We start from the raw sequence: 20,977 nt of genomic DNA on the forward strand, positions 1-20,977 counted from the left end.
CTCGAGATTAAATTTCAAGTCTCCAATGTATCGGTATGAATTAGTCGTTTTCTAGAAATGAACGTAAATGTTCAGAACGAGAAGGGTGACGTAATTTACGCAGTGCTTTCGCTTCAATCTGACGAATACGTTCACGCGTCACGTCAAACTGTTTACCTACTTCTTCCAAAGTATGGTCCGTTGGCATGTCGATACCAAAACGCATTTTCAAGACTTTCGCTTCACGTTCAGTCAAGTTTTCAAGCACTTCACGAGTTGCTTCTTTTAAGCCTTCAGACGTTGCAGCATCGACAGGTGAAGTGATGTTGCTGTCTTCAATGAAGTCACCCAAATGCGAATCTTCATCATCGCCAATCGGTGTTTCCATCGAAATTGGTTCTTTGGCGATTTTCAGCACTTTACGCACTTTAACTTCATCCATTTCCAAACGTTCACCGAGTTCTTCAGGTGTTGGTTCACGGCCCATTTCTTGCAGAAGTTGGCGTGATACACGGTTGATCTTGTTAATGGTTTCGATCATGTGTACTGGAATACGAATGGTACGCGCTTGGTCGGCAATCGAACGAGTAATGGCCTGACGAATCCACCACGTTGCATAAGTCGAGAACTTATAACCACGACGGTATTCAAACTTGTCTACCGCTTTCATCAAACCAATGTTACCTTCTTGGATCAAGTCCAAGAATTGTAAGCCACGGTTGGTATATTTTTTCGCAATCGAAATGACCAAACGTAAGTTCGCTTCAACCATTTCTTTTTTCGCGCGGCGTGCTTTCGCTTCGCCTACAGCCATACGTTTTGAAATCTCTTTGATGCCTTTAACATCAAGGTCCAAATCTTTTTCAATGTCTGCAATTTTTTGTTGGAACGCTAAAACGTCAGGGCGTACTTTTTCAAGATAGCCTTTTTGGTCTGGCGAAGCTTTCGCAATTTGTTCATCTAACCAAGCAAAGTTTGACTCTTGACCTGGGAAAGAGGTACGGAATTGAGTACGATCCATACGACCACGACGTACTGCATAGCGCATTACTTCACGTTCAGAGGTACGGATTTGTTCATGTGTACCACGAATCATTTCTGAAATGATGTCAAATAAACGTGGTGTAAATTTGAACATCATAAACACAGTTGCAAGTGACTCTAAAGCATCTTCTGCTTCTTTGCTTGAACGACCATGTTTTTCGATGATGGTTCGGGTGTTTTTCCAAGCCGCAGTCAGTTCGTCAAAACGCGCTTTGGCAATTTCAGGATCTGGGCCAGATTCACCTTCAGAATCATCATCACTTTCAGAATCTTCTTCTTCCTCGTCATCATCCAATTTTACATCTTTGGTTGATTTGGTTGAAGAGTCTTCTTCTTCATCAATTTCAGACTCTTCTTCGAGGACTTCTGGAATAGCTTCATCGGTTTCAGGGTCTAAATAACCTGAAAGGATGTCCGCAAGACGACGTTCGCCCGCTTCATAATCTTTGTATTCTTGTAATACCACTTCAACCGCATTTGGCCAGTAAGCAATCGAGTGAAGAACGTCACGAATCCCTTCTTCAATACGTTTTGCAATACTAATTTCGCCTTCGCGCGTTAACAGTTCAACAGTACCCATTTCACGCATATACATGCGGACAGGGTCAGTGGTACGACCAGGCTCATTTTCTACAGAGGCAAGAACAGCAGCGGCTTCTTCTTCAGCAACTTCATCGGCAGCTTCATTACCACCTTCAAACATTGCATCATCAGATTCAGGTGCACGTTCGTGCACAGGAATACCGACGTCTTGAAGCATTTGAATAATGTCTTCAATCTGTTCGCTTTCAGTGATCGAGTCTGGGAGATGATCGTTAACCTCAGCGTAAGTTAGGTAACCTTGCTCTTTGCCTCGGCTAATCAGAGCCGCTACTTGTGAAGTAGGGGAAGTCATATCGCTCATCTTTGCTTACTCTTCGTTGAATCTGTGGCAGTGGAAAACTGTGCATCTGGGCACAATTCGCTTCATAAACTTATTTGTAAATAACTGCGTATTCCATCAGGGATAGTCAGCCAAAAGCTGCCTGATAAAATATTAAAAATATAAATTCAGTGATTTAGATGGGGGTGAATTTGTTGTTTTCAAGTTCATCCCGAGCGTACTCAAGTTCAAAACCCAAATTTGAAATCTGAACAATTTGGATTTTATGTGACCATTTAAAGTCGTAAACTACAAAGACGCAGGGTGGATTATATCATGCCATAAAAATTGGTTAGAAATAAAGACTAAAAATCAAATTAATTGCTCTAAATGCAAATAAAACTTGACAAGGTTCTGTAACCCATATAAATAGCGGCTAAGACCCTTCACATTTTTTCACTATGAGGTAGTTTTAGTGTCTTCTACAGATTTTGAACTAGATGATAACTACGCTGATGATGATGTTAATTTTGATGAGTCATCAAGTAAAATTAGTGCGAAAGAATCATTAGAAAAACGTCGCCTGATTGATGACCTTCTTGCACAGCGCCGTTTGGAACGTGAGCTTAAAGATTTTGATTACGACATCGACGATGACGACGATTTTGACGACGAAGAAGACTAAAATCAGATGTAGCATCGTGTCTGAAAATGCTATGCTAATGCCCTAATCAGTTTCTGAATTTGGATTTGAAATGAGTGCTTTAGATTTAGACTTATTGAGCGAATATCTAGATGGTGACCAAAATGAGTATGGTCTAGATTTTGCAGCGACTCATGGTTTCTTGTGTGCAATTGCAGTTGGTCCTACTTTTGTAAAATGGTTGGATGAACTTTTTGATAATAATCAAAAGAAAGTGCCTGCCGAGATCATCGCGCAAGTGAAAGCTTGGCTTGAGTCTATTCGTCAAAACCTTGCCAATGAAGAAGGGATTGAATTTCCTTTTGAAATTGAAGAGGCCGATGTTGAGTCAAGTCTAGGGGATTGGAGCGTTGGTTTTGTCGATGCAATGTTCCTCAATGAAGATGCATGGTTCACGCCTGAGTTTGAAGAGCAATTGGTCGATCTTACTTTACCAATTATGGTATTTAGTGGGATTGATGAAGAAGATCCGCAAATGGAAACTTTCCGTCGTAACGGTCAGTTAATGGATGAGCTTGCAGAAGAAATTCCAGAGAACTTAAACGAACTTTATCTCATGTATCATACGCCAGCATAATTGTTCTTGCGTCGTGACATCAGCGACGCAGGCATTAGCAAGCAAATAAAAAAACGTCCCTAGAGGACGTTTTTTTATGCCCAAATTTTAGTGTTTAAACGCAGGTATCACTCATGCTTAGTTTGTGAGAAATAAGCAAAGTCCTAAAGTTGCGAGTACGGTACCGATGACACGGTTAATGCTCACTTGTTTGCGTAAAATTTTATTTCGGATCACTGGGGTAGAGCAGAATAGTGAAATGAGCAAAAACCACAATAGATGACTGGCCGAGATAAAAATGCCATAACCGATTAAATGCATCAGACCATTATTGCCTCGCAACAACTGTGCAAAGATGCTCATCACAAATAGTGTAGTTTTGGGATTTAAACTGTTGCCAAGAAAACCTTGTATAAATGCTTGCCGTGGGCGCAGCAAGGTATGAGTGGCATGGTCACTAATTTGCTGTTGGGTAAATGTTTTGTACCCGGATATACATCAGGTACAGCGCGCCAATATATTGAATGATATGCAATAGGTTCGGAATGTAGTGCTTTAAGAAACTCAGCCCCAGTACGCTATAGCTAATATGTATCCATACAGCACAAGCAATGCCATATGCGGTATAGATTCCTTGTTTACGCCCATATAGATAACTATTTCGGCTGACCAAAGCGAAGTCAGCACCAGGACTGATGACTGCAAGTAGGGTGATGATTGCAATCGCTATAATTTCATTCACTCATTGATCCTTGTTCAGGTTGAATTAAAAGGATTTATATATTTTTCATATATTTGCTATAGTGAAAATCGATTTTAATTCTTTCCTATCGATGAGTTTTTGGAATGATTGAGCGCTTATCACTGAATTCTCTTAAGTTTTTTTATTATGTTGCCCTCTATGACAGTGTAACCATCGCTGCTGAAAAACTCTTTGTCACTCAAGGGGCGGTCAGTAAGCAGTTAAAAAATTTGGAAGAGGCGCTGGGACGTCGTTTATTTATTCGCGACGGCAAAAAGTTACAGCTGACGGGGGATGGTCTAACACTGTTTGATTGTTGTGAGCAGGTCTTTCCTCAGATTGACCAATGTCTCGTACAGATGGCAAAAGAAAAGAAGAATGAGAAGAAGAGCTTAATCTTATCCTGTGAGCCGACCATCGCCATGAAATGGCTGATTCCGCGTTTAGTTCAATTTAAGCTACGTTATCCTGAGATTGACATCAGTTTGTTAACAGCGGGTGGAGAAGCGGATTTTAAAGCGCAAAACATCGACTTGGCCTTAAGGCGTAATGATTTTGAGTGGGGCAAGGCCATTTATAGCGAAAAAATGGCTGATGAGCATATGGTTGGTGTATCGCGTCATAAGCATTTAGCCCCGATGTCACAGCTGTTTATTTCCAGTTCGAGACCTAAACTTTGGACACAATTTAAAGATACATATAAAGCGCAGTTTAAGCATTTTGAAAAGTAGCGTTGGAACATTTCTATTTGTGTATAGAGGCATGTTTAGCTGGTTTAGGTGCAACAGTGGTTTCAGCCTATATGGTTGAAAAAGAGCTCGATTTTCAAATGTTAGACATGCTTACCCCGATTGTGCAAGATGGCTCCGCTTATTATTTACTTTCCGCATCTCCTTTTGAGGATGATCTGCATAAAGTCATTTTTAAGGATTGGTTGATTGAAGAAATGAGAACTAGCCAAACAAAGTTAATGGCACTTTCCGCTCAAAAACACTAATGACGTGCGGCATTTGATCGTTATCTATTAAGCATAAAAAAACACCTCAAACGAGGTGTTTTTTTATGGCAACTTTTTAAAACAATAGTCTGCGTACCAACCATAGGCAATATGAAAAATAGCGCCATGAATCGCGACCATACACAGCATAATGACAGCAGTGAGTCCAATGCCAGCATTATCGACGGATTTCATAATGGTTTCAGCATTGGGATTCATCAGTACTAAAAAAAGTACAAAGAAACTACCAACGATAATTGCGACAGCACTGGAGCCCCAAACCAGTTGAATTTTTTCATGATTGTTTGGAACACGGTGTTCTTTTTTCACAAAGTGTCCGACACTAATCAGTGCACAAGCCACTAAGGTCGGAATTAAGGTTAAACCTCCAAGGTTTAGACCAAAGACCAGTACAGTGATTAACAGCACCAAAGCAATGCTATATACCGCCGCAAAATGCAGTAAATAGTGTTTCATGTATTTCCCCAAAATAAATAAATTAGCTGCGTGTTTTACGCAAATGCCTGCGATATAAAAACCAAAGGATAATCACAGCGACAATGGCAATAATGACATAACCGACTTTGCTAAAAATTTGATGCATCAGTGCTTGGTTTTCACCAAAGTAATAACCGACTGTTGCTAAAAATGTCGTCCAGATAATCGTACCGAGCCCACTATAGAACATGAACTTCCAAAAGGGCATACGGCTCATTCCCGCAGGGATGCTAATCAGTGAACGTACCGCAGGAATCATGCGACCAAAAAATACAATACGGTGACCATACTGCTCAAACCAATCTAAGGATTTTTTCACATCGGTGGATTTGATAAATAGATATTTACCATAGTGGTCGACCCATCTGAAAATGTACTCTTGTTTAAATTGATAGCCAATCCAATACAGCACTGCTGCGGCAAAGAGTGAACCAATACATCCTGCAATAATGACCCCAACTAACACCAACTCACCTTGTGATGCGGCATAACCTGCCGAAGGCATGATAATTTCAGAAGGAATGGGCGGAAAAACATTATCAAGAAACATCAGTAAGGCTATTCCCCAATAACCCAGTTGTTCCATGACGGAGATGATCCATGCAGTGAGGTTCATATAAACCATAAAATAAATGCGATAAGTTATCTTAAGGACTTATCGCATGTGGGTAAAGAATTGAAATGTATTGTTTTCTATTCATCGAAACGGGTATGGGTCAGGGTGTGAATATAGACTTTACGTAAGCTATAAGCCAGCGCAACTGGGATTAAACTGAGCAACGTATAATTTAAAAGATTTGAGCTTAAATGGTAACCAATCCCTAGCGCGATACTTGAACCAATCAACATGCCCAAAACTACGATAAATAAATGCGTGCGTTGTTCAAGCTTGGCTTTGATTTGGTTGAAGCTAGTATTGTGATATTGCTCGATACGGCTTGCTGCGGCATTGCGAATCAGTGTGCGATGGCGTGGCATGATTATTTTATGCATGGCAATCATCCTATTTTCGTCGTTTAGGCATGTCATTTTTATTGTTATGTGGAGACCTTCAGGGCACCACTTTAGCTTATTATTTATATAGTATGACTCAGATTGAGTTCAATGTTGTGACAAAATTGTTAAATATTTTTAAAAAACGCGAACTGCATAAAAGAATAAGCCCTCAAATGAGGGCTTATTCTTGACTTAAATCATCTGAATGATTTTAAAGGCGTTTACGTTTAGCCGCAGCAATCTGCGACTGGCGCATACGGAAGCCTTCTTTTTGTTTTTCTGTGGTTTTGTCGATACAGTATTTGCATGACACACCATGTTCATAGCTAGCTTCTTCTGCTTCAGCAGGAAGAAGTGGCCAACCACAAGCATGACACTTAATGTTAAGGCCTTCTTCAACACCATGAGTGACCGCAGTACGACCATCAAAAACGAAACATTCGCCTTCCCACATGCTTTGTTCAGCAGGGGTTTCTTCTAAGTATTTTAAGATGCCGCCTTTTAAGTGATAAACCTCGTTGAAACCTTCTTGAAGAAGAAGGGAGGTCGATTTTTCACAGCGGATACCGCCTGTACAGAACATCGCAATTTTTTTATCTTTGTGCTGTTCAAGGTTTTGTTTAACGTATTCTGGAAATTCGCGGAAGCTTTCTGTTTTCGGGTCAATAGCACCCTTAAATGTTCCAGCTTTGTATTCATAGTCATTGCGGGTATCGATCAAAATGACGTCATCACGAGCAATCAGGTCATTCCATTCTTTCGGATCAAGGTAGTGACCGACTAAATCACGTGGCTTTACTTCGACGCCCAAAGTCACGATCTCTTTTTTAAGTTTGATCTTCATTTTACGAAATGGTTTGTCCGCACTATCAGACTCTTTGTATTCCATTTCGTTAAAACCTTCATTCAGAAGGAATTGATGAATCATATCGATCGCGGCACGGTCGCCTGCAACCGTACCATTAATGCCTTCGCCCGCTACAATCAGAGTACCACATAGGTTGATGGTTTTTACCAAGTCTAAAAGACGTTGTTGAAGATCAGCAGGATCTTGAACTTCTTTGAATTGATAAAGTGCGGCAACAACCCAACCAGTCGTCGCTTGCTGTTCTACAGGTGCAAGCTGTTCTACAGTAGCGTTCATGGAGTACTCCAATGTATTTTGATAGATAATTTTAAGGCGCAGATTTTACATGGAATTGAATCAAGATGCGAGATAAGTAAACATTTTAAATGGCTTCTCAAGTGGTAGGGGAGCGTGTATATTCAGTTGCCAAAGACAAAATCCGTTTTGTTTTGGTGCGTTTATTAACAGGAGTATGTTTTGAGTACAGATCGTCGAATTGCCTCTTTGACCCCTTGTGCTGGGCGTTGTTCAACGGTATTTGGTGATTCTGTGTGTCGTGGTTGTCGTCGTTTTAATCATGAAGTGATTCAGTGGAACACCTACACTTCGGAGCAGCATCGTTCAGTTTGGCAACGCTTAGATGCGCAATTAGATCAAATTTTAGTGCCAATGCTGCCTTTGGCTGATGTGCAGCAGGTAGAAGCTTTTGTTTTATCTAAACGCGTTCGTTTGCGTCCCGATGCATCAAAAGGGCGGAAGCTTTATCATGCGTTAAAAATCTGTGAAAAAAATAAGAACTTTACCGAAGAAAGTGGTTTAGGTATTCAAGCGCAGCAAGTGAAACCGATTTGGCAAGAGTTTGAACGCCGTGTTCTTGCACTTGCTACAGCCAGTTATGATTTGGCATTTTTGCGTGCTGACGCAATTCGACAACATCTCATCCATATGGAAGAGGACGAATAAGTCCTCTTGGTTTGAATAAAAAGAATACTCCGCATACCTAAGCTATTTGCGAGAGTGACTGGTGAAAAGGGTTTTTTCGATGGTGAATGTATTTGAACTGGCGTTGTACTGTACGGCTGTGGTGGTCATGATTGCAACACCTGGTCCAGTGATGTTGTTGGTTGCCAGTGCAGGTCTAAAAGGTGGATATAAACAAGCCTTAAAACCATTTTTGGGACGAATTTAACCTCTTTGGTTCTTATTGTACTATCTGTGCTCATCTTAAAAGGCTTTTTAAACATTGCAGAGCATTGGTTAAATGCGATTAAGATTTTAGGCTGCGTATATATTGTCTTGTCCTGAAATAGATTGACAGTATTCCACTTCAAACCGAGTTAAGCAATTAGCTCGGTTTTAGTTTGCTCATACATCTGATTCGGGGTGTTCATATTTAAACTTAAATGTGGTCTATAGTAATTATAAATCATGATAGATTCCGTAATTAAGTGATCTAACTCCTTCATGGTTTGACATCGTGTAGTTAAAAACTCCTGCTTTAATATTCCATTAATCCGCTCTGCTAATGCATTCTGGTATGAGAAACACTGTTTCGCAAGTGCGCCATCTGTCATGGAAGGACATATCCCATAATGGCGCAATGCCGATTGATATAGCTCAGAGCAATACTGAGAGCCTCTGTCTGAATGATGAATCATCCTAGTCGCTCGATCCGTCACATGCTGCATCGCCATATGTAGAGCCTGCATAACATTCTCCGCACGCATATCATTCGATAACTTATAACCTTTAATCTGACGGGTATAAGCATCTGTCACCAATGATAAATAATGTACGCCTTCAGCACTCTCAACATAAGTAATATCACTAACAAAGACTTCGTTGGCTTGCACTGCTGAATAATCCTTTAATAAATTTGGATGCTTCTTCATCCAATGCTTGCTATCCGTAGTTTTTGTATAGCGACGCTTGGGGCGAATCAATAAATTATGCTCTTTCAATATTTTAAATAACTGATCCCGTCCACACTTTAAACCACGCTGCAACAATTTGCCTTTAATAAGCCAATACAACTTACGTGTTCCGATACTTGGCATGAGACAACGATATTCCATAACCAACTCAAGTATTTGTTCAGTTACTTGTGCAGTCATTTGAGCACGTTTTTCTGCTTGATAATAAGCTTGTCGAGTGATTCCTAACCACTGACAATAACGTGAAACGCTTAGTCTTCTTTGGCTTTGCCAATCTTTGAAACGTGCTCGGTATACTTTTTTCCAAGATCAGTCCCACACTCTTTATCAATGTGATAAATCACATCCTGTATAAATTCAGTTTTGAGCTTTTCTGCGGCTAACTGCTTTTCTAATTGGCGGATTCGTTGTTGGGGTGTTAATTGGCGTTTAGAAGAAGGCGGCATATTCGAAGTCCAGTCCTGTTGTCCGTGCTTGCGTAACCATACCAGCACAGTTGATCTTCCTTGAATACCATATTTTGCCTGAGCTTGTTTATAAGTAATTTGCCCTTTTTCTACTTCATGTACCACCATCATTTTAAAGGCGAAGCTATAATCACGTTGTGTGCGCTTAACTCGTTGTTCTCGTGCATGTTCCATAAAATAAGTCTCTTAAGGTGTAAACTTATTTCAGGACGGGACAGGTATTGCATAAAAAAAGCCTCCAATATGGAGGCTTTTTGATGGGGGAGCGTAAAAATTAAACTCCGTGTTTAATGCGATATTGCACCAATTCTTCAATGGTGATCACAGCCAACTGATGCGTTTGCGCATATGCCAACACTTGAATGTCAGAGGCCATAGTTCCATCGGCATTGGTCAGTTCACACAAGACACCTGCTGGCTTCAAGCCTGCTAAACGAGCTAAATCGATAGTACCTTCAGTATGACCACGACGGGTGAGCACACCGCCTTGGCGTGCACGAAGAGGGAATACATGACCAGGGCGGTTTAAGTCGCTGGCAATTGCCCCATCTTTAATTGCTGCTCTGACTGTGGTGGTACGATCTTGCGCAGACACACCTGTGGTCACGCCAGCTGCAGCTTCAATGGTCACCGTGAATGCTGTTTTAAACTGACTTGAGTTATCTGACACCATAGGCATAAGGTCTAAGTGATCGGCCAATTCATCGGTCAGACATAAACAGACAATGCCAGAACCATCACGAATCATGCGTGCCATTGTTTCGACGGTGAGAGTTTCAGCAGCCACAATGAGGTCGGCTTCGTTTTCACGGTCAAAGTCATCCATCACCAAAACAGGTTTGCCTTGGCGGATATCTTCTAAAGCTTGTTGGATACGTTGTTCAGCTGGAGAAAGGGCTGAAAAGAAAATTTCGGGTTGAATCAAACTAGACATTGAAACGCTCGCGTAAAATTGAAGTACGGTTGAACATTTCAGGACTTTGAAAAATTGGCGTAGCAATAAATCCTCACAGGTTTGTACCTGAGATTCTATTGGTCACGTCGTCTTCTTTCATCCGGACTATACCGTCGGCTTTGGAATTGAACCAAATCTGCGAGCCAAATAGATGATTTCTGCTTGGCTGGCTCGTGGGCTGATTCAGTCTGAGTCATTCAACTGAACTTACCACCGGTGGGGAATTACACCCCGCCCTGAAGCGATGTAAATCCATTATAGTGCTAAATATTTAGAAAAACAGGGGGAGTTTTAGAATGATCAGTTTTATACATAGAATAATTTTTGCTATAGCTTTGCTAAAGACCAACACTCTCTGCGCATGATTTCATTTAGTATGAGTTTAATGTTCAAAAATGAATATCTGAGAAAAACCATAAACATGAATAAGAAGTTTTTCTATAGTTTGAATGGTTTGAAATGATCAAGATAAAAATAAGAGTGAGGAGTTAGAATTGATCAAAATTCAACAATATGATTACCCTTGGAGTGCTGAATCCTTTATAAAGCATCTGCAAGTTTTTGGTTTTACACTCATTGCGGTCAGTATGTTGTATTTGGTTGCCGCCAATTGGTTTATGTTGCCACTGAATATTCAGCTGGCTATTCCCCAGTTGTTATTATTCCTCAGTGCGGTTTGCAGTTTGTGGCTGACAAAACATGATTTTCTAGTGCAGTGTTTACATAGTATCTGTGGTTTGATGATTGGTTTAAGTCTGGCTGTGATTGGTCAAATTTATCAAACGGGTGCTGACAGCTATTTATTATTTCTACTTTGGTCTGTGCTGCTTTTACCGTGGTTATATCGTCCGAATATCGGTGTATTTTTCCTTTTATGTATTACCAGCCAGTTGGCACTGTTTCTGTTTTTTATACAAACCTTTTGGGGGGATCAATATCCAGATCTCTTTTTAATCAGTATTCATGTATTGGCACTGATTCAATTCTATTTCTGCAATAAATATTATTCGAAACTTCGTTATTTATTCTTACTATGGTTTGCCATTCTCTCGATTTGGCATATGGCGATGTATCTCTATGCGGATAAAAGCATTCTTTATTTCACAGTGTCTTTTCTCTTGTTAGGCATTTCACTGGCTTACTATTATCAAAATAAAGATCAGCTATGTAGCGCACTTTCAGCCGTTGGCTTGGGCATTAGCTTTACCTTGATTATTGTGAAGGCGGTGACGGAGTGGTTTGGTCAGAATGAAATTTTTGAATTATTTTTTATCGCACTGATTATTTTTGCGTGGTTTGCTTTCATCACTTACATGTTGATTAAATTTATTCCACATAGTCGGTTCAATGCTATTCCACTTGCTGTGGGAGCTTGGATTGCGGGCATCGTCTTTGCTACGTTGATGCTGACCTTTTGGGGAAATTTCTCTTTGCTTATGGGCGTTGTCTTTGTGGCTTTGGCGGCTTACTTATTGAAAGCTAAACAAAGTTTGTTTTTAAGACAATTTGCTTATTGTCTTTGGGTTGCAGGACAAATTGCGGTGATCTTTCACACCGTTGATTTAATCAATCAAATTCTTCCTATTCTATTTTTACAATTGGCGATGCTAATACTCGCTTATTTCATGCGAACACATTGGTTCTTTGTCTTTGTTCAAATTTTGGGTTTATATGCAGCAGGTGTGGCGTGTATTTGGGATATTAATGCACATCTCAGTTGGCGTAATATTGTTGAAAATTTTGTTTATTTAGCACTTTGGAATTATGTTTTTTATCTGGGAATTCTGGCCATAAAATTCATACAGCCAACTGAATATCAACGCAGTTTATTGCTTTCGGCACTTGGAATTATTCTATTTTCCATGGGCTTTTATACTTTATTTGGAAAATATGAATTAGCGAAAATTGAGCACATTCCGATATTGGCTTTTGGTCTGCCGATTTTATGGTTTGTACTGTTTGTCTTTTTACATATTCAAAACCAGTTTCATTTATTTGCGCATTTTATTTTGACTGCTTTTGCAACTGGGCTAATTTATTATGGTTATTTCGATATTTTTATTTGTTTGGCCATCATTTCATGGGCATTAAAAACACAAGATAAAGTGATCTATGGATTTGCGCTGGCAACTTTCGCTGTAATTTTAGGGTTTTTATATTATTCCCTCGATGTAACTTTTTTGATTAAAAGTTTAAGCATGTTACTGTCAGGTCTGATGTTGCTCTTGCTGACCTTGAGCTTGATGCTATTTAAGCAAAAAGAGGAGTTCGGCATATGAAGAAAATGACTCCTCTTGCTTTGGCATTACTCAGCATCGCGGTATTTCTAGGCTTAATTTTTAAAAATGAATGGCACTTAAATAATAGTCAAACCATGTATGTGCGTTTGCAACCTGTAGACCCGCGTTCGATTATTCAGGGGGATTATATGGCGCTGAATTATCAACTTTATTTTGCGCCTCAACATTTGAGTCCAGAAAGCACCAGCCAAGCAAACATCAATCAAGAAGATCAGATTTTTTCAGGTCATTATTTTGATGAAGTGATTAAGAACAAATCTTCGGTACTCACTTATGTTGAACTCGATTCACAGAGGCGCGTGATACATAGCTATTTTGAGTTGCCGAAAAATGTTCGTACAGCTCGACTGATTTTACAAAACCCGAATAATCGCTATAGCGAGCTTTATCCTGCGTCGAGAAGTTTTTTGTTTGCAGAAGGTTTAGCGGATTGTTATCAGCAGGCAGAATATGCTGAGTTTAAAGTCGATAAGCAGGGCAATGCGATACTCACGGCATTGAAAGGTGATCAGCTACAAGATTTAGGCTGCGAGAGCAAACGAGATTGGTTGAGCGGGTTTCTTACTGCTCAGAATTGATCCAATTGCATTATTCTGCTCATAAAAAAATCCGCATGCAGCGAATTTTTTTAATCTATTGGGCTTAAGCCACTTGTACTGGAATACAGTTTGCCATGTGACTTACAGTATTGTCTGGATTTGCATAAACTAAACGTGGTTTATGTGCATTTGCTTCAGCTTCTGTAAAATCACCAAAGGTAGCAATAATCATTAAATCACCTACATCGGCCTGATGTGCTGCACCACCATTGACTGAAATGATGCCAGAACCTTCTTCACCGCGAATTGCATAGGTACTGAAACGCTTACCATTAGTCACGTTCCACATGTGAATTTCTTCATATTCGCGGATACCGGCTAAATCCAATAAAAGACCATCGATTGCACATGAACCTTCATAATGAAGTTCAGCTTGAGTAACAACACAACGGTGGATTTTTGCTTTTAATAAACGAGATAGCATGGCTAGCGTCTCCTGAGTGGACCTAAGATCGTTATCTTATGGTTGAATCAATCTGAACTTGCTGGATAAGCAATCAGGCAAGCGCATTTTGCCTTTAAAATGACAGTATGGCAAGCAGCATGGTTCAACATTTTTTTGACTTATCAGTTTGGTTTGTAAGCATTGATTTGATTCATGGCAGGTTGAATCTCACCATTCACCAGCATTTTAGTGCGAGCCAATGCGTGATGGATTGCGTCATCCATTAAATTTTGTTCATTGCTTGGTGCTTTGGTTAAGACATGTCCTGAAACACGTTCTTTTGAACCGGGGTGACCAATACCAATGCGTAAGCGATGGAAATTTGGACCGATATGAGGGACTATGTCACGTAAACCATTATGACCACCATGACCACCACCTGTTTTTAGGCGAATGACACCAGGGTTCATATCCAGTTCATCGTGAGCAATCAGTATTGCTTCTGGAGCAATATTGTAGAATTTTGCGAAGGGAACAACACTTTTACCAACAAGGTTCATAAAGGTTGTGGGTAATAGCAGACGGACGTCTTGACCTTCGATATTACCACGCCCACTCATTCCATTGAATTTTGGGTCTTTTTTAAGCGTAATGCCATATTGTTCTGCAAGGCGTTCAACAAACCAAAAGCCTGCATTATGGCGGGTTTGGGCATACTCAGAACCTGGGTTGCCCAAACCAACAATCAGTGAAATATTTGACACTAATTACACCAATAACACTTATGCGCGAACGAAGTCAGCGTGCATAGGCGTGTTTTTAGCTGGGTGACGTTGTAACGCTTTGATTTTAACGCTTTCAACTTTGTCGCCAACTTTGATTTCAACAACTTCTTCGAAGAAAGCGTTGTTTTCTAAAGCTTTAACAAGCTCACGAAGTTCTAAAGTAACAGCTACAGGTTCAGCAGCACCACCGTAGATGATAGCTGGAACTTGAGCAGCGTGACGAAGGCGGCGGCTCGCACCTTTCCCTTGGTTAGCTGCTTCACGCGCTTGAGCGTTTAATACGAAGTTTGCCATGATAGACATCCTTAATTTAAGTTTTAAATAAACTAGATCTGCGACCGACCTAGTGAGACAAAGCCCTGCACTGGGCAGGGCTTTTAAAATTCAGCACTATATTATAGATAAGAATCAAACATTGCGCTAATAGATTCTTCGTTGTTAATACGACGAATTGTTTCAGCAACCATACTCGCAACTGAAACTTGGCGAATCTTACCAAGAGCTTGAGCTTCTTCAGAAAGAGGAATGGTGTCTGTAACAACCAATTCATCAATCACAGAGTTTTTCAAGTTTTCGATAGCTTTACCTGATAAAACAGGGTGAGTTGCATAAGCAACCACTTTGCGCGCACCAAATGTTTTCAATGCATCAGCAGCTTTACATAACGTACCTGCAGTATCCACCATGTCATCTACGATCACGCAGTCACGGCCTTTAACATCACCAATCAAGTGCATGACTTGTGATTCGTTTGCCTTTTGACGACGTTTGTCGATGATAGCAAGGTCAATATCGCCCATTTGTTTAGCAACAGCACGTGCACGAACGACACCGCCAACGTCAGGAGAAACCACCATGAGGTTGTCATGTGATTGTTGACGAAGGTCAGCTAAAAGCGCTGGTGTACCGTAGATGTTGTCTACAGGGATATCGAAGAAACCTTGGATTTGGTCAGCGTGAAGGTCGATCATTACCACACGGTCAATTCCTACAGTTGTCAGCATATCTGCGACGACTTTTGCAGTAATTGGAACACGTGATGAACGAGGACGACGGTCCTGACGCGCATAACCGAAATAAGGAATCACTGCGGTAATACGACCAGCACTTGCACGACGCAAAGCATCAGCCATAACGAGGATTTCCATTAGGTTATCATTCGTTGGGGCACAAGTAGGTTGTACGATAAATACGTCTTTACCACGAACATTTTCAGTAATTTCGACAGCAATTTCACCGTCAGAAAATTGACCAATAGATGCAGCACCTAAAGGGATGTGCAAGTGGCTTACGACTTTTTGGGCGAATTGTGGATGTGCAGATCCACTAAAAACGACAAGATTGGGCATGAAGCACCCTTGGCGGTTGGCAATTTAGGAATTAGATGGCAGGGGTAGCTGGATTCGAACCAACGGATGCCGATATCAAAAACCGGTGCCTTACCACTTGGCGATACCCCTAATGCGGCAGAACTTTAATATTTTTGCGTCATTCTGTCAAGGTAAATTAACAGTAGAACAGCAAAGTGTTGTTCTGTCTTTTTTGGAAAATGGCAGGGGTAGCTGGATTCGAACCAACGGATGCCGATATCAAAAACCGGTGCCTTACCACTTGGCGATACCCCTAAATTTGATTACTGTAAAATGGCAGGGGTAGCTGGATTCGAACCAACGGATGCCGATATCAAAAACCGGTGCCTTACCACTTGGCGATACCCCTAGTACAGTCATCTACAGGTGAAATAAAATGGCAGGGGTAGCTGGATTCGAACCAACGGATGCCGATATCAAAAACCGGTGCCTTACCACTTGGCGATACCCCTATCAGGTAACGTGGAAATGTCTTATTGGTGATTCATTCAAGCTGTTGACCAAGTAAGCTTTACATGGTGCATTTGCAAGAACATCATCAATGTTCATATCACTCGTTACTTCAGTAAAAACACAAGCACCTGTACCTGTAAGTTTTGCAACACCGAACTGGTCGAGATATTGCATCGCTTCATCTACTTCTGGATATAAACTTCTTGCCAAAGGTTCAAAATTATTTCCAAAATCAGATGGCTTTAACTGATAGGCGCAAAATTTAGAGCTCTTCGTGTTTCTTGTCAATGTTTTTTGTGAAAAAAGCAATTGAGTGCTGATAAAACAATCAGGTTTTAACACAATGTATTGTTTTTGATCTAAGTCTATGAATGTTAAGCGCTCACCTATGCCTTCAGCCCATGCATTGCGACCATGGACAAAGATGGGAACGTCTGCGCCTAACTGAACCCCCAAGTCTGCTAATTGCTCAGTATTTAGCCCGCACTGCCACAGTTGATTGACTACGATTAATGTGGTCGCGGCATCTGATGAACCGCCACCTAAGCCTGCACCCATCGGAATATTTTTTTCAAGACGAATGGATAAACCAGTGGCTGTTTGTGCATACGGTTTAAGTATCTGTGTCGCTTTATAAATCAAATTTTGACTCAAATCGACACTGTTTAAGCCCTCAATATGAATTTCTTGATCCGTACGAGGCTCAAATTCCAACCAATCACACAGATCGATCAACTGGAAAATACTTTGCAGTTCGTGGTAGCCGTTTTCACGACGCCCCGTAATGTGTAAAAACAAATTCAGCTTTGATGGGGCAGGGACACGGATCATAACGAGACAAACTAGCGGTTTTGAATGACCATTGTAATACGGTTTTCTGCACCATTTTCAAGTGCTTGTTTTAAAATTAACCGATTTGGCATATGGGCTTGCTCATTATAGCTCAGCTCAACGCTCCAACCATCTTCAATGATCTGTACTGCGCGTTTGGCATTGTCACGTTGGATTTGTGCTTGAACTGTTGCGGGTTTGGCTTGAACCCAATTGACTAAATGGGTGATGGGTGCTTGCCACCCTGTTGCTGTTTTTAAAAGTTCTTCAGGGGTTTTAGCTTGGATGAGGCCAGTTTTAGCACTATTCAGGCTAACTTCACCTGGACGACCAGTAATTTGCGTCTTACCAACGCCTAAAATTCCACTGAGCTCAATATCAAACTCTTGTTGCTGTTGTACCCATGTGAAAAAAGCACTGCCTGTCTGTTCAGGCGTACGCACCCCAATTTTACCCTGTAAGCTAAAGTGTTGATCAGATTCGGTTTGTATGGTGTTTGGATCAAGCTGTGGTTTGGTAAATTGTTGACAGCCTGTTAGTGCCAAGCTACTTGCAGCAAGTAAGCTTAAGCTCAGATTTGAGAAAATACGCATAAAAACTATGAGCTCTTTTTCAGTTGTTGGGGTAACAATAAAGTATTGAGTTGATCCAATTGAGGATCATTTGGATGTTTTTGTTTGAGTTGTTGTAACACAGTGGAGAATTTTTGCAGATCACCGAGCATATAGACTGATCGTGCATAACGTACCCCAATATTGACACTACCACTGATGAGATAGGCTTTTTCTAAGACTTTGGCTGAAGTGCTAAAGTCATTTTGTAAGTAACAAATAAAGCCTAAGGTATCTAAGATGGAGGCCTGTTCAGGGGCATATTCTAAAGCATGTTCAACAAATCGACGTGCATCATCTAAACGTCTGTTTTGCAAGGCTAAAGTGTATGCATAAGCATTGAGATAGGTTGGGCTATTGGGCTCAATACTTAACAGTTGATTGAGCAACTTTTCAAGTTTGTCCTTATCCGTATGTGGATCCAACATTAGCACTTCAGAATAGATCAGTTCAGGATCATCCGGTAAGTTTTTAATTGCCTCATCTAACAGTCGCATGGCTGCGGCTTTATTATTCATGCGCTTTAAAATATCGGCTTGTGCCTGATACAAAAAGCTTGCATGTTGTGGATAGTTCACCCGTTCTTGGGTTAAGAAGCGTAAAGCATCATTGGGTTTGTTTTGCAGGGTATAGATACTGATGAGGCTGCGACGCGATACGGTATACAGGCTACCATCGACCAGACGATAGTAGGCTTTTGCTGTTTCAAAATGCTGTTTTCGTTCAGCATTCACTGCTAGATAGTAATAGGCTTCATTTTGATATTCGGCCGAATTACGTAGTTCAACCAGATATTTTTCCGCTTTTTCGTACTTCTTTAAGTCAATACTGGTTAACCCCGCAATAAACAAGGCTTCTTCTTGGTCAGGCCATTTTTTAATCAGGCTCTCAAGCTTGGTTAAGGCTTCATTTGACGCATTAATTTTAATCAGATATTTGGCTTCGGCTAAACGGACATCGACATTGTCGCGGTGTTTACGACTTGATTTTGCATACCAATTACGGGTTTCTTCCTCTTGACCGAGTGCGCTGAGTAAGTTGGCTTTCATCAGGATGTAGCCTGTGACTTTTCCACGCTTTTTTAGGGCTTTATTGATGGTGGTTAGGGCTTGCTCAAGCTGGCCATTTTGCGCCTCTAAACCTGCAATCAATGCCAAAATAGAGGGGTTATTCCGCTCCTTACTCGAACGTAACGCTTGAATGAGAATTTCTTGATCTTCAGGTTCTTCAGGGGCAATCCCCGCAAGAATTTGCTCTAAATCGGCATTGGCATCAATATTGAGAATTTTATCGAGTGTTTCAGCCGCAAGCTCATATTCATGTGCTTTGAGTGCAATATGAGATAAATAAAATAAGGCTGGAACATCGGTAGGCTCTTGCACCACCCAATGCGTTGCAATGTCGAGTGCGGCATGCAAATCATTTTGCTCAAGGGCAATATTTAAAGCGCGTTGTTTAATGGTGGTGGAATTACTTTTAATCGCCAGCACAGTATAGTTGTGCAGGGCAGTCGCGCTGTCTTGGTAAGCCAGTGCAAATTCGGCAATCATACTTTGTTGAATTGCATCATAATTAGATAGCGAAAAATCTCCAGCTGCTCTAAGATGAGCACTAGATGCCATGCTACCGACGAGTAAGAATGTGGTAGAATATTGCTTAATTCTCGCGCCGCTCAGTCGGCAATGTGTTTGACGCAATTTTTCTTGATCCAAGTAATGCTTTTTATGACACCGTTATTGCACAATAGCATAAATTTAGCGAAATGATGATCTGATATGTCTTTCTTTGCATTGGGTGTCAACCATCAAACCGCCTCCGTAGAATTGCGTGAGCAAATTGCATTTAACCCTGAAAAGTTAACGCAACTGCTTGAGCAACAAGGCCAAAACCAAGACTTAAATGAAATGGTAGTGGTGTCTACGTGTAACAGAACAGAAGTGTATGCCATGTCTGAAAACTCAGATATGGTATTGAACTGGCTCGCCCAAGCAAATGGCATAGATGTTAAACAATTGTTGAATCATGTATACCGTTATGAAAATGCGCAGGCTGTCACTCACTTGATGCGTGTTGCAAGCGGTTTAGATTCACTCATGCTTGGTGAACCGCAAATTTTGGGGCAGGTTAAATCTGCACTATCTTTGGCGAAGACTGCACATACTGTTTCTCCTCATTTAAACCGAATTTTTGAATATGCCTTCTATGCGGCGAAACGCGTCCGCTCTGAAACGGCTGTGGGTAGTCATGCCGTATCGATGGGCTACGCGGTGGCTCAGTTGGCATTACAAGTGTTTAGTAAGCCTGAAAAGCTGACGGTCATGGTGGTCGCTGCGGGCGAAATGAATAGCTTAGTGGCGAAGCATTTGGCTGAAATGGGAGTCGCAAAAATCCTCATTTGTAACCGTACCCGTGAACGGGCTGAAACTTTGGCTCAAGAAATAGCCCATCGTGTCGATGTTGAAATCATTGAATTTGATCAGTTGGCCAATAACTTAGCGCGTGCAGATGTCATTTCCAGTTGTACGGGAAGTTTACATCAAGTGATTCATTATCCAGATGTTAAAGCGGCCTTAAAAAAGCGTCGTTATCAACAAATGTTGATGGTGGATTTGGCTGTTCCGCGTGATATAGACCCGAAAGTGGAAAGTTTGGATGGCGTCTATTTATATGGCGTAGATGATTTGCAGTCGGTGATTGATGAAAACCTTGCTCAACGTCGTCAGGCGGCGGTTGAAGCTGAGATGATGGTCAACCAACTAGCAACGGAATTGGTGACCCAGCAGAAGGTTAATCTCGCAGGTGAAACCATTCATGCTTACCGTCAGCAAGGTGAACAGCTAAGACAAGAAGAATTAGATCTAGCGCTGGCACGGATTGCGAAAGGAGAAAAGCCTGAATGGGTGATGCAAGAGTTTGCACATCGTTTGACGCAGAAGTTGCTACATCCGACCTCGATTATGCTGCGTGAAGCAGCCAAATCTGAAGACCCGAGTCATTTTGAGCAAATGCAAACGTGTTTAAATGAGACTTTTGCTAAACGTCGTAAAACTAAAAAGTAAATCT

20 protein-coding genes, 4 tRNA genes, 3 pseudogenes and 1 riboswitch are annotated in these 20,977 nt (G+C 41.1%); of the genes and pseudogenes, 8 read left to right on the top strand and 19 right to left on the bottom strand.

Features of this window, described 5'->3' with window-relative positions; translation table 11 throughout:
* Window positions 1–40: 40 nt before the first annotated feature.
* Window positions 41–1,927, bottom strand: coding sequence for an RNA polymerase sigma factor RpoD (rpoD, locus tag AC4CU3_RS13360; protein WP_201952170.1), 1,887 nt, complete (start codon window positions 1,925–1,927; stop codon window positions 41–43).
* Between the two features lie 433 nt (window positions 1,928–2,360).
* Between rpoD and AC4CU3_RS13365 the strand changes: the two genes are divergently transcribed.
* Together AC4CU3_RS13365 and AC4CU3_RS13370 are read left to right on the top strand one after the other, a co-directional pair.
* Entirely contained in the window at window positions 2,361–2,570 is a 210-nt protein-coding gene (locus tag AC4CU3_RS13365; RefSeq protein WP_004982817.1) for a PA3496 family putative envelope integrity protein, read from the top strand.
* Between the two features lie 70 nt (window positions 2,571–2,640).
* Entirely contained in the window at window positions 2,641–3,165 is a 525-nt protein-coding gene (locus AC4CU3_RS13370) for a YecA/YgfB family protein (protein WP_201952167.1), read from the top strand.
* A gap of 117 nt (window positions 3,166–3,282) precedes the next feature.
* Here the strand turns inward: AC4CU3_RS13370 and AC4CU3_RS13375 are convergent.
* Window positions 3,283–3,886: pseudogene (locus tag AC4CU3_RS13375) on the bottom strand (LysE family translocator).
* 104 nt (window positions 3,887–3,990) lie between these two features.
* On the opposite strand from AC4CU3_RS13375, the pseudogene AC4CU3_RS13380 reads away from it, so the two are divergent.
* A pseudogene (locus tag AC4CU3_RS13380) lies at window positions 3,991–4,883 on the top strand (LysR family transcriptional regulator).
* A gap of 63 nt (window positions 4,884–4,946) precedes the next feature.
* Here the strand turns inward: AC4CU3_RS13380 and AC4CU3_RS13385 are convergent.
* The 4 genes from AC4CU3_RS13385 to trhO all read right to left on the bottom strand — a co-directional run bounded on the left by AC4CU3_RS13385 (window position 4,947) and on the right by trhO (window position 7,521).
* Complete coding sequence (locus AC4CU3_RS13385; RefSeq protein ID WP_201952164.1) at window positions 4,947–5,360, bottom strand: ABZJ_00895 family protein; 414 nt, start codon at window positions 5,358–5,360, stop codon at window positions 4,947–4,949.
* Between the two features lie 22 nt (window positions 5,361–5,382).
* Complete coding sequence (locus AC4CU3_RS13390) at window positions 5,383–5,997, bottom strand: DedA family protein (protein ID WP_201953694.1); 615 nt, start codon at window positions 5,995–5,997, stop codon at window positions 5,383–5,385.
* A gap of 77 nt (window positions 5,998–6,074) precedes the next feature.
* The gene (locus AC4CU3_RS13395; RefSeq protein WP_087012710.1) at window positions 6,075–6,374 is read right to left on the bottom strand and encodes a hypothetical protein; all 300 of its coding nucleotides are present in this window, start codon (window positions 6,372–6,374) and stop codon (window positions 6,075–6,077) included.
* A 214-nt stretch (window positions 6,375–6,588) separates the two neighbouring features.
* Window positions 6,589–7,521 carry an oxygen-dependent tRNA uridine(34) hydroxylase TrhO gene (trhO, locus tag AC4CU3_RS13400; RefSeq protein WP_151835873.1) on the bottom strand — a complete coding sequence of 311 codons (933 nt, stop codon included), beginning with the start codon at window positions 7,519–7,521 and terminating at the stop codon, window positions 6,589–6,591.
* A 180-nt stretch (window positions 7,522–7,701) separates the two neighbouring features.
* Here trhO and AC4CU3_RS13405 point away from each other — a divergent pair, with 180 nt between their 5' ends.
* Both AC4CU3_RS13405 and AC4CU3_RS13410 read left to right on the top strand, forming a co-directional pair.
* Window positions 7,702–8,187, top strand: a complete 486-nt coding sequence (locus AC4CU3_RS13405; protein WP_004695495.1) for a DUF1289 domain-containing protein — start codon at window positions 7,702–7,704, stop codon at window positions 8,185–8,187.
* Between the two features lie 79 nt (window positions 8,188–8,266).
* Window positions 8,267–8,517, top strand: a pseudogene (locus AC4CU3_RS13410) (LysE family transporter); the annotation flags it as partial.
* Between the two features lie 44 nt (window positions 8,518–8,561).
* Here the strand turns inward: AC4CU3_RS13410 and AC4CU3_RS13415 are convergent.
* Window positions 8,562–9,799, bottom strand: a protein-coding gene (locus AC4CU3_RS13415; protein ID WP_490738301.1) for an IS3 family transposase whose coding sequence is annotated in 2 segments (ribosomal slippage) — window positions 8,562–9,463 and window positions 9,463–9,799 — 1,239 coding nt in all. Because the reading frame shifts where the segments join, the coding sequence is not laid out codon by codon here.
* A 100-nt stretch (window positions 9,800–9,899) separates the two neighbouring features.
* The gene (gene ribB / locus AC4CU3_RS13420; protein WP_279045453.1) at window positions 9,900–10,559 is read right to left on the bottom strand and encodes a 3,4-dihydroxy-2-butanone-4-phosphate synthase; all 660 of its coding nucleotides are present in this window, start codon (window positions 10,557–10,559) and stop codon (window positions 9,900–9,902) included.
* Between the two features lie 105 nt (window positions 10,560–10,664).
* A riboswitch (FMN riboswitch) is annotated at window positions 10,665–10,827 on the bottom strand.
* 247 nt (window positions 10,828–11,074) lie between these two features.
* On the opposite strand from ribB, the gene AC4CU3_RS13425 reads away from it, so the two are divergent.
* The gene (locus tag AC4CU3_RS13425) at window positions 11,075–12,859 is read left to right on the top strand and encodes a DUF2157 domain-containing protein (RefSeq protein WP_279045456.1); all 1,785 of its coding nucleotides are present in this window, start codon (window positions 11,075–11,077) and stop codon (window positions 12,857–12,859) included.
* Window positions 12,856–13,458, top strand: a complete 603-nt coding sequence (locus tag AC4CU3_RS13430; RefSeq protein ID WP_201952161.1) for a GDYXXLXY domain-containing protein — start codon at window positions 12,856–12,858, stop codon at window positions 13,456–13,458. The genes AC4CU3_RS13425 and AC4CU3_RS13430 overlap by 4 nt, the downstream gene beginning before the upstream one ends.
* A 64-nt stretch (window positions 13,459–13,522) precedes the next feature.
* Here AC4CU3_RS13430 and panD read toward each other — a convergent pair whose 3' ends face one another.
* The 11 genes from panD to AC4CU3_RS13485 all read right to left on the bottom strand — a co-directional run bounded on the left by panD (window position 13,523) and on the right by AC4CU3_RS13485 (window position 19,611).
* On the bottom strand, window positions 13,523–13,903 hold the full coding sequence (gene panD / locus AC4CU3_RS13435) for an aspartate 1-decarboxylase (RefSeq protein ID WP_004695506.1): 381 nt from the start codon (window positions 13,901–13,903) through the stop codon (window positions 13,523–13,525).
* 143 nt (window positions 13,904–14,046) lie between these two features.
* On the bottom strand, window positions 14,047–14,628 hold the full coding sequence (pth, locus tag AC4CU3_RS13440) for an aminoacyl-tRNA hydrolase (protein ID WP_279045459.1): 582 nt from the start codon (window positions 14,626–14,628) through the stop codon (window positions 14,047–14,049).
* Window positions 14,629–14,646: 18 nt separating this feature from the next.
* On the bottom strand, window positions 14,647–14,943 hold the full coding sequence (gene rplY / locus AC4CU3_RS13445; RefSeq protein ID WP_004695511.1) for a 50S ribosomal protein L25: 297 nt from the start codon (window positions 14,941–14,943) through the stop codon (window positions 14,647–14,649).
* Between the two features lie 101 nt (window positions 14,944–15,044).
* The gene (locus AC4CU3_RS13450; protein ID WP_004695513.1) at window positions 15,045–15,998 is read right to left on the bottom strand and encodes a ribose-phosphate pyrophosphokinase; all 954 of its coding nucleotides are present in this window, start codon (window positions 15,996–15,998) and stop codon (window positions 15,045–15,047) included.
* A 36-nt stretch (window positions 15,999–16,034) separates the two neighbouring features.
* A tRNA-Gln gene (locus AC4CU3_RS13455) sits at window positions 16,035–16,109 on the bottom strand.
* Between the two features lie 90 nt (window positions 16,110–16,199).
* Window positions 16,200–16,274: transfer RNA gene (locus AC4CU3_RS13460), tRNA-Gln, on the bottom strand.
* 19 nt (window positions 16,275–16,293) lie between these two features.
* A tRNA-Gln gene (locus AC4CU3_RS13465) sits at window positions 16,294–16,368 on the bottom strand.
* Between the two features lie 28 nt (window positions 16,369–16,396).
* Window positions 16,397–16,471 (bottom strand) — tRNA-Gln (locus tag AC4CU3_RS13470).
* A gap of 1 nt (window position 16,472) precedes the next feature.
* Complete coding sequence (gene ispE / locus AC4CU3_RS13475; RefSeq protein WP_178904491.1) at window positions 16,473–17,303, bottom strand: 4-(cytidine 5'-diphospho)-2-C-methyl-D-erythritol kinase; 831 nt, start codon at window positions 17,301–17,303, stop codon at window positions 16,473–16,475.
* An 11-nt stretch (window positions 17,304–17,314) separates the two neighbouring features.
* Window positions 17,315–17,896, bottom strand: coding sequence for a lipoprotein insertase outer membrane protein LolB (gene lolB / locus AC4CU3_RS13480; RefSeq protein WP_279045085.1), 582 nt, complete (start codon window positions 17,894–17,896; stop codon window positions 17,315–17,317).
* Window positions 17,897–17,901: 5 nt separating this feature from the next.
* A complete protein-coding gene (locus tag AC4CU3_RS13485) occupies window positions 17,902–19,611 on the bottom strand; it encodes a tetratricopeptide repeat protein (RefSeq protein WP_279045086.1) in 1,710 nt (569 codons plus the stop codon).
* Window positions 19,612–19,689: 78 nt separating this feature from the next.
* Here AC4CU3_RS13485 and hemA point away from each other — a divergent pair, with 78 nt between their 5' ends.
* Window positions 19,690–20,973: a glutamyl-tRNA reductase gene (gene hemA, locus AC4CU3_RS13490; RefSeq protein ID WP_279045088.1), complete on the top strand. Its 1,284-nt coding sequence runs from the start codon at window positions 19,690–19,692 to the stop codon at window positions 20,971–20,973.
* Window positions 20,974–20,977: the final 4 nt, after the last annotated feature.

This window comes from Acinetobacter sp. 802_lipA (assembly GCF_058242885.1).